General features: G+C 63.5%; 14 protein-coding genes. 9 read left to right on the top strand and 5 right to left on the bottom strand.

Annotated elements, in window-relative coordinates; all coding sequences use genetic code 11:
- Positions 1–5: 5 nt before the first annotated feature.
- The 4 genes from ACFVYC_RS21350 to ACFVYC_RS21335 all read right to left on the bottom strand — a co-directional run bounded on the left by ACFVYC_RS21350 (position 6) and on the right by ACFVYC_RS21335 (position 3,107).
- Positions 6–416 carry a four-helix bundle copper-binding protein gene (locus ACFVYC_RS21350; protein WP_387554059.1) on the bottom strand — a complete coding sequence of 137 codons (411 nt, stop codon included), beginning with the start codon at positions 414–416 and terminating at the stop codon, positions 6–8.
- Positions 417–472: 56 nt separating this feature from the next.
- Positions 473–805 carry a hypothetical protein gene (locus ACFVYC_RS21345; protein WP_387554057.1) on the bottom strand — a complete coding sequence of 111 codons (333 nt, stop codon included), beginning with the start codon at positions 803–805 and terminating at the stop codon, positions 473–475.
- Between the two features lie 473 nt (positions 806–1,278).
- Positions 1,279–2,607 (bottom strand): DUF2254 domain-containing protein, encoded by a 1,329-nt coding sequence (locus ACFVYC_RS21340; RefSeq protein WP_387554055.1) that lies wholly within the window; start codon positions 2,605–2,607, stop codon positions 1,279–1,281.
- 8 nt (positions 2,608–2,615) lie between these two features.
- Complete coding sequence (locus ACFVYC_RS21335) at positions 2,616–3,107, bottom strand: hypothetical protein (RefSeq protein WP_387554054.1); 492 nt, start codon at positions 3,105–3,107, stop codon at positions 2,616–2,618.
- Positions 3,108–4,029: 922 nt separating this feature from the next.
- On the opposite strand from ACFVYC_RS21335, the gene ACFVYC_RS21330 reads away from it, so the two are divergent.
- From ACFVYC_RS21330 to ACFVYC_RS21310, 5 genes are all read left to right on the top strand, one after another.
- Positions 4,030–4,794, top strand: coding sequence for a hypothetical protein (locus ACFVYC_RS21330; RefSeq protein WP_387554052.1), 765 nt, complete (start codon positions 4,030–4,032; stop codon positions 4,792–4,794).
- Between the two features lie 24 nt (positions 4,795–4,818).
- Entirely contained in the window at positions 4,819–5,508 is a 690-nt protein-coding gene (locus tag ACFVYC_RS21325) for a sortase domain-bontaining protein (protein WP_387554050.1), read from the top strand.
- Positions 5,509–5,555: 47 nt separating this feature from the next.
- The gene (locus ACFVYC_RS21320; protein WP_387554048.1) at positions 5,556–6,188 is read left to right on the top strand and encodes a hypothetical protein; all 633 of its coding nucleotides are present in this window, start codon (positions 5,556–5,558) and stop codon (positions 6,186–6,188) included.
- Between the two features lie 337 nt (positions 6,189–6,525).
- The gene (locus ACFVYC_RS21315; protein WP_387554046.1) at positions 6,526–7,134 is read left to right on the top strand and encodes a flavodoxin family protein; all 609 of its coding nucleotides are present in this window, start codon (positions 6,526–6,528) and stop codon (positions 7,132–7,134) included.
- A gap of 143 nt (positions 7,135–7,277) precedes the next feature.
- The gene (locus ACFVYC_RS21310) at positions 7,278–7,535 is read left to right on the top strand and encodes a hypothetical protein (protein WP_387554044.1); all 258 of its coding nucleotides are present in this window, start codon (positions 7,278–7,280) and stop codon (positions 7,533–7,535) included.
- 1,579 nt (positions 7,536–9,114) lie between these two features.
- Here the strand turns inward: ACFVYC_RS21310 and ACFVYC_RS21305 are convergent.
- Positions 9,115–10,710, bottom strand: a complete 1,596-nt coding sequence (locus ACFVYC_RS21305; protein WP_387554042.1) for an IclR family transcriptional regulator — start codon at positions 10,708–10,710, stop codon at positions 9,115–9,117.
- Positions 10,711–10,869: 159 nt separating this feature from the next.
- Between ACFVYC_RS21305 and ACFVYC_RS21300 the strand changes: the two genes are divergently transcribed.
- From ACFVYC_RS21300 to ACFVYC_RS21285, 4 genes are all read left to right on the top strand, one after another.
- Entirely contained in the window at positions 10,870–12,186 is a 1,317-nt protein-coding gene (locus ACFVYC_RS21300) for an MFS transporter (protein ID WP_387554040.1), read from the top strand.
- A 10-nt stretch (positions 12,187–12,196) separates the two neighbouring features.
- The gene (locus ACFVYC_RS21295) at positions 12,197–13,186 is read left to right on the top strand and encodes a hydroxyacid dehydrogenase (RefSeq protein WP_387554038.1); all 990 of its coding nucleotides are present in this window, start codon (positions 12,197–12,199) and stop codon (positions 13,184–13,186) included.
- A 30-nt stretch (positions 13,187–13,216) separates the two neighbouring features.
- Positions 13,217–13,858, top strand: coding sequence for an RraA family protein (locus ACFVYC_RS21290; protein ID WP_387554036.1), 642 nt, complete (start codon positions 13,217–13,219; stop codon positions 13,856–13,858).
- An 88-nt stretch (positions 13,859–13,946) separates the two neighbouring features.
- Positions 13,947–14,198, top strand: coding sequence for a hypothetical protein (locus ACFVYC_RS21285; protein WP_387554034.1), 252 nt, complete (start codon positions 13,947–13,949; stop codon positions 14,196–14,198).
- Positions 14,199–14,221 lie beyond the last annotated feature (23 nt).

Raw genomic sequence — 14,221 nt, 5'->3', positions numbered from 1 at the left:
GTTCCTTACTGAGCTAACGAGGCGAGGAGGGTGTTACAGGTTTGCTCGCAGCGCCGGCAGGCTCCAGCGCACACCGCGCAGTGGCGGCGCGTGAAGCCTTGCGGTCCGCATTCTTCGGCGCAGGTCTTGCACGCGGTGCGGCACGCCTGCAGCACTGCACGGGTGATATCACCGTTGATGCTCCCATTGCGGGAGAGGATCTTTCCGGTGGCCGCGCAGATGTCGAAGCAATCGAGGGTGGCATGAATGCACTTGGTCAGTTCGGCGGCCGCCTCTTCGCTCAGACAGACGTCGGCGCAGCCAGCACACGTTTGGGCGCAGTCAAAGCACGACTGGATGCATTCGACGAGTTTGGATCTATCTATGGGCCCTGAGCCCAAAGGGTGGGCGTCCAGGATGGACAGTTCATGTGTCATCGGTTTCTCTTCCGGGTTTCTACAGCAGGTTGGGGGCGTAAGACGGCAAGCCCGGTTTACGTCCTGCTGATGGAAAGCTGGAGCACCGTGAGCGCCCGAAGGCCTGACTCCAGCGGGATGGCGCTGGAAAGCTCAGTGTCAACGGGCTGCTGCTGGAGCAATGATGGCGGGTCTATCGCCCCTGTCCGTAAGGGGGCGGGTTCGCCGCGGGGAGCGTGCCGGCGTTCGCAGCAGTCCCGCTCCATGGACTCGGGGTCAACAACCGGGTTGGCCTGATGGACCGCGTGGACTGCCTGGGAAGCCGTTCCGAGCCCCTCAGGGCTGGGTGAGGATAGCGCCGGACCCGCTTGGACCTGAGCCTCTTCCTGGCCAGCTGACTGGGAACTCACTGCTTGGGACGGGCTGTGCCCAATGAGAGCATATCGGCTGCCGTGTGTGTAAGAGGCAGCTCCCGTGAGGACAAGAACCACAAGTACCCAGATGAATGCCCTTCGCAGCGAACCGAGGCGGCGAAGCATCCCTAACGACAACGAACGTGGCGCGGCCATCACCGGCTTCCTGGTGGACTGGTGGGAACCCTTTTTATCAGCCTAGCTTCGGGTCTGGCTTTGATGGTTACGTGTGTATCACTATTGGGCGTCGACTTGGGCCACGATGTTTGGCTCGCCCTCCGGTCCTGTGAGCGCCTGGGTCAGCACTTTCCTCATCCCCTGGGCAAATGGTCCCGGCAGTCAGGCCCGGCCCCCTGCCATGCTCAAGGAGAGATTTTCACGGCAGAAATCGGCACTGGTCTTGGCTCTCTGCGGAGACCGGATTTCTCCACCACGAGCTTGAAGTGAAGTTCGAGTACCGCCACGACCAGCTACGTGCCTGCGCGTTGTATCGTGTCTGCTCGATCCAGCAGGCTCTTTCGTTCGGCTGATGGATAGTCCGCGACGCCTATGGCGTTCCGCATCCGTTCCAGATGCTCAAGAACTTCTGATCGGTACTGGCCTTTCTGGTCGCACCAGGTGAGCTCCTGCAGGAGCCCGAGGAGCCGTCCGGCAACAAAGGGATCCGCTGCTCCGTACTGCCGGGGCTGGTCCATGGCCGTGCCCAAAAGGTCCCCAAGGGACGGGAGGGTCAGCACTACCCTCACCCGCCCGTGTTCGTCGATGAGATGGTCAGGGGCCGGGTTCCTGCCCACCAGCTGGCACAGCAGAACCGAGAGGTGTCCGATGACATGCACTGCCGTGGTCGGGTCGTTAATGCCGGGCGACAGGGCGCGTGTGGCGACATCGACCAGTTGGCGGAACCCGAATCCGACGTCCTGGACATTGGTGCGTTCAAACCCAGTAGTGACAGCCGCGTTCACGCCGGCGGCCAGTTCTTCCCTCACCTCGGGCGGGAAGGTAGTTGGTTGATCGACCGGCCAGGCGGTCGCGAAGGGGACGCCCTCGACCAGGGAACTGCCCGGTTCACGGTCTACCCGAATGACAGCACCGGCGTCCTTCGCAGCCTGCAGGAGCGCCTCTTTATCCAGGGACGTCAGGAACCCGGAATGGGTGGACCTGATGAGGACCGCCCCGGAGTCCGGGGCGGGGCCGGGTCCGAGGTGTGGACGGTTTTCTGGAAAGACCCGGTCGATGGCCTTCCGGGTTTCCACGCTGACCCTGCGCATCATGGTCTCCACCCGGATCTCCCGGGTGAGATGGGCCAGGAAAAGCACCAGCCCGATGACGCTGGCTATCGCCAGGACGAAGGCAATGGTGACGGAAATTTCAGGGACGAACGGGGTCGTTCGGACCCCTTCGTCGCGGACAATGCGTAGGACGGTCAATGCGAACGCGAAGGCCGCCAGGAAGAGGGCTAAGGTGCCGTGGACGAACCGGTCAGCGGTGAAGGTCCGCAGCAGCCGGGGCGAGAACTGGCTACTGGCCAGCTGCAGCGTGACCACGGTGAGCGAGAACGTCAAAGAGGTCACAGTGATCAGGGATCCTGCGATTGCCTGCAGAATCGAACGGGCCGCCTCGGGACCTCCACTGAACAGGAAAACAGCGACACCCTCCGGTAGTTTGCCGTCAACAGCAGCATCCAACCCGGGCAACACCACTCCCAGGACTACGGCCCCGACGACCGCCACCACCGGCAGGGGCCAGAGTTGTGTCCGTAGCGTATCGGCCCATCGTGCGGTGCGGCCCCCTGCCGGCAATGGAGACGCTAATTCTGGGCGCTTGGCGAGGCTGATGCGGCGGCTGACGGCAGGAAGGGACGGTATGCCTGCAGTGTGCCGTCCAACACCGGAGTAGAGAATTCCTCCTTCTCCCCACCAGCTGTCACTGAAATGGAGACCCTGGAACCCGGGATATCACTGACTGAGGAAAGGACAAGCGGGTTGGTATCAAAACCCACTTCTCCTTGAGCCTCAACACGGACAGTGACGCTGTCATCCTGATCGGACAAGACCACGTCCACGGGCTCCGTTGAGGAATTGAAAAGGGTCCCCAGGAACCGTCCAGGTTGATTTGCGTCCTCGGAGACGATCAACAGGCTACGAACCTCCACTCCCCCAACGTCCCCGTCGACACCGTTAGCTATGGCATGCCAGTCCTCATCAGGGGTCGCAGTGCTGCAGCCCGATAGAGCGACCAGAACTACACCCATGAGACAGGCGCCGAGCAAGCCGCTGTTGCACCAATGAAGTCCTCGCATGCCCGCTCCTGACTACGCTGGCCCTACCTCATGGACCGGAAGGTCCCATCAGCCTGCCACCATCCTCGTCGGGCAACAAGGGCAACAAGGCCACGACGGATAAGGCGGGAGCTGGCTCCCCCGCGCAGTGTTGCAACCGAAGCCAGCTCCCGGACGGATGTTCCCCCAACAAAAAGTTTCCGAACACCCGACAACGCACATCCTCCCGGCAGGCGCCAGCTCCCGTCAATGCTCCAACCACGACGGCCCCTGGCCTGACGTACTCGCAAATCCGTAGCCACAAGGCCTGCACTGTCTCGCCGCTTCACAAAAATCTTGAGACCAAACTACCAATCGATGCTCCACTCGATGTTCAAAACCGATCACCATAGTGTCGGTCTTGGAAAGCCCGCCGGTCCCCCACCGGCGGGCTTTCTTCCATATACGCTGCTGTCTCGTACACCCAACCTGATACAGAGGGCCTTGTGAGGCTCCAAAATTCAGGGACTTCAATCCAAGTCCACTGCGAGGTCGGTTCCGCCGTTCACACCAGGGACAATCCTCACAGGTAATCCACCGCTACTGCTGCTCGGGAGCTAATCCTGGGGCTCCCAACATCCAGCCGTGGATAACCCGAATTGACCCCAACTGTGGACGGAACAAAGTCACCCAGCGCAGCATGCCCAAGCCTCGCCAGGTTGACGGAGCATCAATCGGCTCTTCAGAAATGGTGAGGAGTGGCTGCATTACTGAAAGCCCGCCTGAAGAGGGCCGGGAACGCATCAACGCGCAAAACCGTGACGGAACCATCGGGACCGCTTGGGGGGCGCTGTGTATCAGGCCACAATCTCCACCCATCCTTCTCCGGTGTCGTTGCGAAGTACTGCTGTCCCCTTCTTCGGGGAAAGCCAACATCACACGCGCGTGTATGAGGAGATTTTCAATGAATAAGACCCTTCGGTTTATGGCTGTCCCCACCCTGGCCCTTGCCGGTCTGGCCCTGTCCGGTTCCCCCGCGATGGCAGCGGACCAGTCCTACCAGTCCACCCTGAAACAGCTCAACGGCAGCGCCGGCTCAGGCACCATCCAGGTCCATGTCACGGGCAACCAGGCCCACGTGGTCCTGAACGTTTCGGGCATGCCGGCCACGTTCATGGACGCCCCGTACCCGCACGTCCAGCACATCCACGGTGGAGCCCAGGGCGTCTGCCCGGACCCTTCAGCGGATAAGGACGGCGACCAGGTCATTTCCACCACCGAAGGTGCTCCGTCCTACGGCGGCATTGTCACCACCCTCTCCACCAGCGGTGACACCAGCCCCGCAGCAGGCCTTGACCTCAAGGTCGCCGGCCAGGGTGCTGCCTACACCGTTGACCGCACGTTCGAACTAAACGCCGAGACCAAGGCCGCCCTGGAAGCCGGGACCGCCGTGGTCGTCGTTCACGGCCTCGACCCCGCCACGCTAAGCCCGGCCGGCGCGGCAGCCAAGAGCGACCTTGTCCCCGAACTGCCGCTGGCCGCGACCTCCCCCGCCCTGTGTGGAACACTGACGGCAGGTCAGATGCAGATGCCCGCAGGCGGCGCTGACACCGGCATCGCCACCGAAACCGGCACCGACACCGGCGCCTTCGTCGTCGGCACTGGCTTGGCCCTTGTCGCCCTCGCCGGCGGATCCTACGTTGTCCGCCGCCGCACCGCAGCAGCCTAAGCAACGGCTGAGCAGATCACTACGGTGAAAACCAGGAATCCCGGCCGGCGTGGAGGTCTCGGGGCCCCCACGGCGGCCGGGATTTTGCTCGCACTGACCCTGGCCGGCTGCGCCGGTGGACCCGCCACCACTGCCGACGCCGGTTCCCAACTGTCCACCTCGCCACCGGCGGCCCCCACCGTTCCGGCTGTGACCGCCACACCGCCCGCTGCTGCCCCCGCGGCGGCTCCGCCCACCGAGCAGCTTCCGCCGGTGCTGGGAGCTTCGGCTCCGGTCACCCTGACTATCCCCTTGATCGGGGTCCGGACCGACCTTCTCCACCTGGGACTGCGGGAGAACGGGTCCCTGGAAGTACCGGAGGACACCGGCAGCGGCACCCCGGCCAGCTGGTACAACGGCTCCCCCACCCCGGGGGAACGCGGGCCCTCCGTCATGCTGGGCCATGTCAACGCCCTGGGCGGCAACAAGGGTGTCTTCGCGGACCTGCGGCAGCTCACCCCCGGCGCTGAAATCAACGTCTCCCGAACCGACGGCAGCATCGCCGTGTTCACCGTTGACCGCGGCGCCCTCTACAGCAAGAACGAGTTCCCCACCCTCGAGGTCTACGGCAATACCCCGGGAGCCGAGCTGCGGCTCATCACCTGCGACGGCTACGACCCCGCCACCGGCCTCTTTGACGACAACTACGTCATCTACGCCACCCTCAAAGCCTGACAAACGGCCCCGCACCCGCAACGGGGGCCAGAAACAAAGGAAGAGCCGTGAAACAGCGTCTGCCCCTGCTGGCCTCCCTGGCCCTGTCCGCCCTGCTGCTCTCCGGCTGCGCGACAGCAGCAGGTTCGGTGTCCGCGCCCTCGGACGTATCGACACCGGCCCCGCCGACAGCTTTGTCCGAAGCAGGGCACACCGGCGGCGGGCATCACAGCCCGGGATCGTCCTCGCCGGCGGCGACGGCGGACGGGCCCAGCGAGGCTGCCCTGATGGTTTGCGGAGAACAGCCGATGGACAGGCTCACCGCCATCCTGGACCTGGACCCCGACCCGCACACCATCAATGACTGGGCGGATGACACCTTCACCTGCACCTACCACCTGGCCGAAGGGGACCTGGAAATTTCCGTTCAGGAAGCCGCGGACAAGGCATCAGCGCTGAAATACTTCGATGCGATGCAGGCCCTGGCGAAGGACGCCACACCCATCACGGGCCTCGCGAACCTCGGCTTCCCGGCCTACGAAACCGCCGACGGCTCGGCAGTGTTTCAGAAGGACAACTTCGTGCTGCAGGTGGACGCCAGCGACCTGCCCGCCACCCTCGGACCGGACAGCATCACCAGGAACGCCCTGGCCTACCAGCTCTCCACTACCATCCTCGCCTGCTGGATCGAACACCCCTGATACACGTTTCCCGCCCGTTGCCCGCAGCCCCAGCGGCTCCCGTGAAGGATTCATCAATGAAGGCAAACACAAAGATCGGTGCCGCGCTCGGGCTCCCGGGAGCGCCCTGGCCGGCAAAGGCCGCCCACGAAGCCGACAGCACCGCCGGCCCGGACCCCCTGCCAGGCGAAATCTTGGGGCCGCGTAAGCATTCAGGTTCAACCTTCGCCATTATCGTCTGGCTTGGGAGGCCTTACCCCCTTAGTCACTGACGGGTGGGTAACGCCTATTTGGCGGAACCGGTAGTCGAACCACAGCGCGACCCCGCGGAACACTGAACGATGAAAAAGGATGAACAATGGCTGACCTGACCGCACTTGCCCTGACCTGCTCCCTGACCCCCTCGCCCGAACCGTCCAGCAGCGAGCTCATGGCCCGCCACGTCCTTGACCAGCTTGAAAGCCACGGCGTGCGCACGGCATCTCTGCGGGTCGTTGATCACAACGTGCTGCCCGGAGTCCAGATAGATATGGGCGACGGCGATGCCTGGCCCGGGATCCGCGAAAAGATCCTCACGGCCGATATCCTGGTCCTCGCCACCCCCATCTGGATGGGACACCCCTGCAGCATCGCCCAACGCGTCATCGAACGGCTCGACGCGGACCTGTCCGAAACAGATGATGCCGGACGGCCCATCATGTACGGGAAAGTCGCGATTGTCGCCGTGGTCGGCAACGAAGACGGCGCCCACAAAGTCACCGCCGACATGCAGCAGGCCCTGAACGACGTCGGCTTCACCATCCCCGCCCAAGGCGCCACCTACTGGGTCGGAGAGGCCATGCACACCCTCGACTACCAGGACCTCGACAGCGTGCCCGAAAAAACAGCTGCCACCACCGCCGGGGCTGCCCGCAACGCCGCCCACCTGGCCCGTACTCTCACCACCGCCCCCTACCCTGCCGGGTAAAGGCGCGCCGGCCGCCGGACCCGACACAGGGATGAACGCCTGAAAAGTCGCCCGGCCACTGAGTCTGCGTGTAGATTTCCGACACGGGTACGGGGGCGGGTCCGGACGCACCCTTGTGTTGTGCTTGATGAAAGGCAGCGGTGATGAGCCATCCGCATTTTGAGGTTTTTCTCGCCCAGGCAATCGATGAAGGACAGGACAAGGAAGCCGGTCTGGGCCCGGACGAGCTGTACGGCCTTTACACGAGCTGGTGCCTGCTCAATAAGGAAGAACCGCAACCGCCAGAAGCCCTCTGGGAGGCGCTAAAGGCTCACCGGATCAAACCCGAGCACAACCATCTGGGAATGAAAGGACCGGCAGCAGCCGACTACATCATTGCCAGCGCACCGGACCTCGTCTGACCGCTCCAACCGCGTCACAAAGGGGCCGGCACCGGCGCCTTTGAACAGCTCGGAGAAGAACTGCCCTAAAAACACGTCTCAGCAGGATCCGCTGGCGCACCCCAATCCGTGCAGAACCGCGCCGCTCAGTGGTGTCCAGGTCCATGCAGACGGGATCGTGGCCATTACCAGCGCCCTCATCTTGGCAGGCACTATCGGATCAGTATCGGTCTCGGATACTAAGAGATGATCGCCGCCGACGAGAGTCACCTCCCTGGTGCGCGCAGCTCTCAGCCAGAGGGCAGTATCGTCATCTCGTGGTCAAAACGGCGGGACAACACCAGATGGTCGTCGACCAACAAGGAGACAAGACCGTCAGCAGAGGCACAACACTGGACGCTGCCGTCAACTGGTTGAGCTTTCAGAGCAATGTCCGCATAGTCGCTGCTACACGCTCACCTGAAGCCACGCCTCAACATCTCTTAAGTTAAAGAAGGACGCGGTGGGCCTGGCGGGGATCTCACTCCGGGTCGTGGCGGGTGAGGAGGTAAGGGACGTACCCCAGCCTAAGCAACCTCGCCGCGCGGCTGGGCAGTGACCCCTCCGTCTCTGGACTGCGTTTTACGAAGGCAGCGGACGGTGTTCGGCTGCAAGGACCGCAAGATCGTGGATGAGCTGTTGGACTTCACGTTCACGGCCTTGGGTCGGCAAAGCCGGAGATGCTTCAAGGGGCTTGCGTGGAGGAGCGGGAAGCGGCGCCCGGCCTGCGGACGGCACCACAGAACCTGACTCCCTGACCGTAAGCGGATCAAAAAGGGTCACTCGTTCCATCACACTCCCTTAGCACCCTGCGTCGTTGCCGGTTCTGTTCTAAGTGATCAGGCCACTCCAGAAATTTCGAAGTGATCCGACTGTCGAAGAGCCAGCAGGGCACTGCCGGACCGGTCCATCAACCCGCGCCGTGTCTCCAGTGGCGCAGAGCTGAACAGCTGCGGCAATACCTCCTCATTTGTACTAACCGAAGGTGCCTCATCGCTTATCAAGAATGTCCCCCTTGACGAGCTTCTTTGAACACCTTAAAAAGCAAAGACATCTATACGGAAGCAAATTTGTCCATTGACAGGACTTATTGCGTAAATCTTGAGATTCGTCCTGGCCCTTCAGGACAGCGTCGTCGAAAGCTCCAGTCCTGCGCTCGTTTTCAGACCGTCTCCCAGCCCTTGGGATGCAGACGTCCCATCAAGTTTGCCCGAAGTAGTCAGGCATCAGGGGGCCGTTCCGGAATGAACGCACGTCCCGTTACACGGGCGACCTTCAGTCAAAGGTCTTCGCTTTCGGCGTGAAGTGGGCAAGGTCTGATGAGAGTTTGGCAGGGGCGAACCACGGCCTCTTTCGTAGCTGGACCGCACTCGAAAAGCCCAGAGAAGCTTGCGCATGGGCTCGCTGTTCGTACAGTTAGGTCACACCCCAACCTGGCAAAAACTCCTTGGCTGACTGCAGAAGCCGTAGGAACAGATTCTCCGCTCCACCGTGGATTAGCCGCTAAAGCCGCACTGACTTCAGCTGTAGCGGCTCTTTCGCGCCGTGAACCAGGCAGGGCTTATTGCGCGGAAGCGAAGACGGCGTCGCGTTCAGATTCCAGCTCTCCGGGTTTACCTTCATGGGCGGCGGGGAGCCTTGCGCTTTTGACGCTGAGCAGGCGTGAGAGCCGGTGGGCCGTGGCGACTACGGCGCTTGTGAGCTCTGTTGGTGGGGTTCCGGCTACACGGTGGTTGGGGACCGTGACGGTTACCGACCCTCGAATGATGCCGTTGACGAAGAATGGTGCGGCGATGCCGTGGGCGTCGGGGACTCGTTCACTGTCGGTGGCGGCCCAGCCCTGGGAGCGGATGAGCTCAAGCTCCTGGTCTGAAACTCCCGCTTCTTGGCCTATCCTGGCGCTTACGTGCCCGGGCAGGTGGGCGAGGATTGCTTTGCCTGCAGCTCCGGCGGTCAGCGGAATTTCTTCGCCTTCTTCCAGGACGTAGCGGACATTCCGGGCCCCGGCGATGGTTCGTCCAATGTGGGCAACTTCGGTGTCCGCGTCGTAGAGGGCAAGAGTGGTGGTTTCGCCAGTTTGTCCGCTGAGTCCGCGCAGATCTTCGTCCACCAGTTGCGGAAGGTCGTGTCCGGAGCCGAGCGAGGCTGACCAGCGCAGTAGCGTCGGGCCGGCCGTCCAGGCTTCGTTGTCCAGCGAGGTCATCAGCCCCACCTCGCGGGCTGATTCAGCAAGGCGGCGGGTAGCCACGGACCGGGTTCCCCACAGACTCGAAAGTTCCTGGAGCGACAGCTCGGCCATCGGCTCGGAGCAGAACGCCGCGATGATGGCCGCGATCCGTTGAATGAGTGCGGACGATTCGGCTTCAGGCAGGACCTGCCCCTTGTTCCTGCTGCCGGCCGGCTCGGTGAGCAGGGACTCGAGTTCCCGGGCCGCTTCGCTGAGCAGCTCAGCGCCGGCTTCGATGTCTGATTCCTTGAATTCGTTCCGCGGCCGGGACAGCGACAGGGACCCGAACAGGCTGTCGTTGACGGTGAACGGCACGCCGATACCGGCGGCGTCGGGAATGTGCTGGCCGATGCTGACGACAGCGCCGACAGTGGTGTAGCTTTGCAGCGCATTCTCAATACGTGTCCTGCTGTCCATTGAGGCGTCGGTGTACGTCTTCAATTCCTCAGGCAGCCCTGCCGTTCCGCGGCGGGTAAGGATAGCGAGCCCGAGCGCACCGGCGTGGGTTGGCAGGCTGGTGCCCGGTGGAAGCGTGTACCTAACGGGCGCGTCAGGTTCCACGGAGGCCAGGACGAAGCACTGCTCCGGATCGCCTGATTCGACGGCCATCAGCGCCGTCGCCCCGGACGCCCGGCTCAAGCGCGCAAGAATTTTCGTCCCTTCGGCAAAGAGCGGATGGCCTTCCTGTAGCGCTGCGGACAGGACCTTGAGCCGCGGTCCGATGATATACGCGCCACTGACGTCCCTGGACACCAGGCGTTCCTCAACAAGGCGGCTGAGGATCCGGTTGACGGTGCTTCGGCTCGCGCCAAGTTCCTCGGCCAGCTCCCGGACGCCCCATCCGTAGCCGGCGCGGCCGATGACAGCCTCAATGACGGCAACGACCTCTTTCGAGCCGTCCCGCTGTGCCGACTGGTCCACTTGCTCCATATTTGCAGTATCCCACGTCACCCGCTGCCCTCCTCCTTGAGCTAACCCTGCTTCCGCGCCGCCGCTTGACAGTGGCGTGGAACACAGGCATTCTTGAATCAATCCCCCAAATGAGACAGTGTCCCACTTTTCTAAACCTAAAGACAGAGAGGTCTTCGGATGACCACCCCCACACTGGCAGTTCCAGACGCTGCCCGGCGCACCAAAGCCAAGAAGGCCACCGGCGTTGCCGCCTTCGGAACCTTCATCGAGTACTACGACTTCAGCGTCTACGGCTACGTCGCCGCGACGCTGGCCATCGTCTTCTTCCCCGGCGATGACCCCGTCATCGGCCTGCTGAACACCCTGCTGGTGTTCGGCTCCGCGTTCATCGTCCGCCCGCTCGGCGCCGTCTTCTTTGGCCGCCTCGGTGACCGTAAAGGCCGCCGCACGAGCCTGATCGCCAGCATCACCTGCATGGGCGTCGCCGCGACACTGACCGGCCTGCTGCCGGGCTACGCACAGATCGGCGTGCTCGCCCCGATCCTGCTGGTGCTGCTGCGCATGCTCCAGGGCTTCTCCACCGGCGGGGAAATCGGCGGCGCCGCCGCCTACATCCACGAATGGGCAGCACCGAACCGCCGCTCCCTCTTCGTCTCCCTGATCCCGTCCGTCGCCCAGCTCGGCAAGGGCCTGGCCGCAGGTCTGGCAGCCCTCGCCGCGGCAATGATGCCCGCCGCCGACCTGGCAGCCTGGGGCTGGCGCATCCCGTTCCTCCTTGCCCTGCCCCTGGGCATCCTGTGCCTGGTCATGCGCCTGAAAGTCGAAGACAGCCCGGAGTTCCAGGCCATCAACAAAACAACTGAAGGAACCTCCAAGGCTCCGTTCAAGGAAGTCCTCACCAAATACCCCAAGGCACTGGCCAAGGTCACCTCCATCTCCCTCGTCCAGAACCTCGGCACCTACATCGGCACCGTGTTCGTCGCCGTCTACTTCAGCGAAGTCCTCGGCTTCACCAAGGGCGAAGCCTCCACCATCGTTCTCCTGGCAGTCCTCTTCGCAGCACTCCTGATTCCCATGGCAGGCCAGCTCGGCAGCCGCATCGGCAGCAAAAAGGTCCTGCTCTGGGCCTACGTCGCCTACGTCGCCATCACCATCCCGTCCTTCGCCATGATGAACCAGGGCTCCTTCGTCCTGGCCCTCCTCGGCCTTGGCATGGGCATCATCCCTTACGCCCTCTGCCAGGCCGGAACCTACGGCGCGATGCTGGAGTTCTACCCCACCCGCGTCCGCCACACAGGCGTCGCGTTCGGCCACAGCGTAGGAGCAGTCATCGGCGGCGGCGCCGGCCCCTACCTCGCCACGTACCTCATCGACTTGACCGGCAACACCTTTGTCCCCGCCTTCATCCTGGTGGGCGCAGGCGCCCTCGGTCTCCTGGTGGTTGGCCTTACCGTCAGGGCCAACTCCGATCCCACCTCGCACCTCTACCGTTAGGCCCCGCACCGTGACCGAGATCTACATCTCCGACGTCGTCCACGAGGACGTCCTGGCAGACATCCGCAAGAACGCCCTCGTGCACGTCGGCTACGGCCCCGACAAGGTCAGCTACCTCGACGTCAGCGAGAACATTGACGCAGTGATCCTGCGGGCCGAAACCTTCACCCGCGAAATGATCGAAGCCTCCCCCCGCCTGAAGATCATCGCCCGTCACGGGGTCGGCACCGACAACGTCGACATCCCGGCAGCATCAGAGAATGGTGTCTGGGTCACCAGCACCCCGGGCTCGAACAGCAACGCCGTCGCCGAGCACGTCTTCGCCCTCCTGCTCTCCCTCACCCGCCGGATCGTCCCGGCAGCGAACCGTGTCCTTACAGGCACCTGGGCCGAGGGCCGCGGGGACCTGATCGGATTCGAACTCTCCGGCCGCACCCTCGGGATCGTCGGCTTCGGAGCCATCGGCAAACGTGTCGCCGCCATCGCCCGGGGCTTCGGGATGCGGGTCATCGCCTCCGACCCGATCGCCAGCGCAGCCGATGTCGCGGCTGCGGGCGCTGACCTGGTGGAGCTGGACACCCTGTATGACGGGGCGGACATCATCACCCTGCACGCCCCGCTGCTGCCCGGCACCCGCCACATGATCTCCACCCGCGAACTGGCCCTGATGAAACCCAGCGCCATCGTCATCAACACCTCCCGCGGTGGGCTGATCGACGAGGACGCGCTGGTCACGGCCCTGACCAGCGGCGCCCTCGCCGGCGCGGCCCTTGATGTGCTCGAAGCCGAAAGCATCGACATGAAGGACCCGCTCTCCCACAACAGGGTGCCCCTGCACGCAGTACCCAACCTTCTTGTCACCCCGCACATCGCCGGCCAGACCCAGGAAGCATTCCAGGAAGCCGGCACCCGCTCCTGGTCAGAAGTGCGCGCCGTCCTGGCAGGGACAAACCCTGCCTTCCCGGTCAACGCCACCGACCTGCACAAGATCCCCGCCTGAACCGGCCCACCACACTCCAAGGAACCACACGTGTACATCAACGCTTCCGCCGAAAACATCACCGTCTACCCCGAATGGCCCCGCCCCGCCCAGGCGCTCGTCCAATCACTGGCCGCCTACCCGCCCGCGCTGATCGGTGACGTACGCAAACGCCTGGACATGATGTCAGCCGACATCCGCTGCCTGACCCCCGGTACCCGGCTGGCCGGGACAGCACTCCCCATCCAGATCTGGGAAGGCGACAACCTCGCTATCCACCGCGGCCTCGACGAAGCCAAACCCGGAGACGTCCTGGTCATCTCCGGGAACGGCGTCACCAACCGGTCCGTCTTCGGCGGCATCCTCGCCGAAATCTGCCTCCACAAAGGGGTTACCGGCGTCATCGTTGACGGGGCTGTCCGGGACATAGAGGAGATGAACGAGATGGGCCTCGCCGTATTCGCCCGCGCCGTCGTCCCCGCCGGGCCCTCCAAAAACGGACCCGGATACGTCGGCAAACCGGTCGCCTGCGGCAACGTCGTCTGCAACCCAGGCGATGTCGTCATCGGAGACCAGGACGGCATAGTCGTCATCCCCCAATCCGAACTTAACGAAACACTTGCGGCCCTCCCCGCCCAGGAAAACCTCGAACGCCAGATCCGCGACCGGATCAAAGAAGCCGTCGCCTCCTAGAGGCCACCGCGGCTCCCTCCCCGCCGACAAAAGTGGCAGCGGCCCGGCATGGGCCGCTGCCGCTCTCTAGACCAGAACCGGAAAGCCCATGACACTGAACCGAGCAACGCCGCGTCAACACGGTGACTGGAGCCTGCTGATCAACGCCCTGGTGGAAATCCGCCAAAACGGCCAGGTGATCAGAACGGGGTTCGTCGAAGAAGTAATGCCCGACTCCTCCGTACTCTGGCTCGCGGCCGACCGGGACAACCCCCGCCAAATGTTCGAAGGGGACTGTCTGAATAACGGTGGATCCGTGGTTGGCCTGACACGCCGGGCTTTGCCTGGCGGGAAGGACTGATCATGAGCGACACCATGGATCCC

It is taken from the genome of Pseudarthrobacter sp. NPDC058329, assembly GCF_042879835.1.
GTDB lineage: Bacteria > Actinomycetota > Actinomycetes > Actinomycetales > Micrococcaceae > Arthrobacter.
The sequence above is the reverse complement of the archived record's forward strand: the minus strand, read 5'-3'. Positions and strand labels throughout refer to the sequence as shown.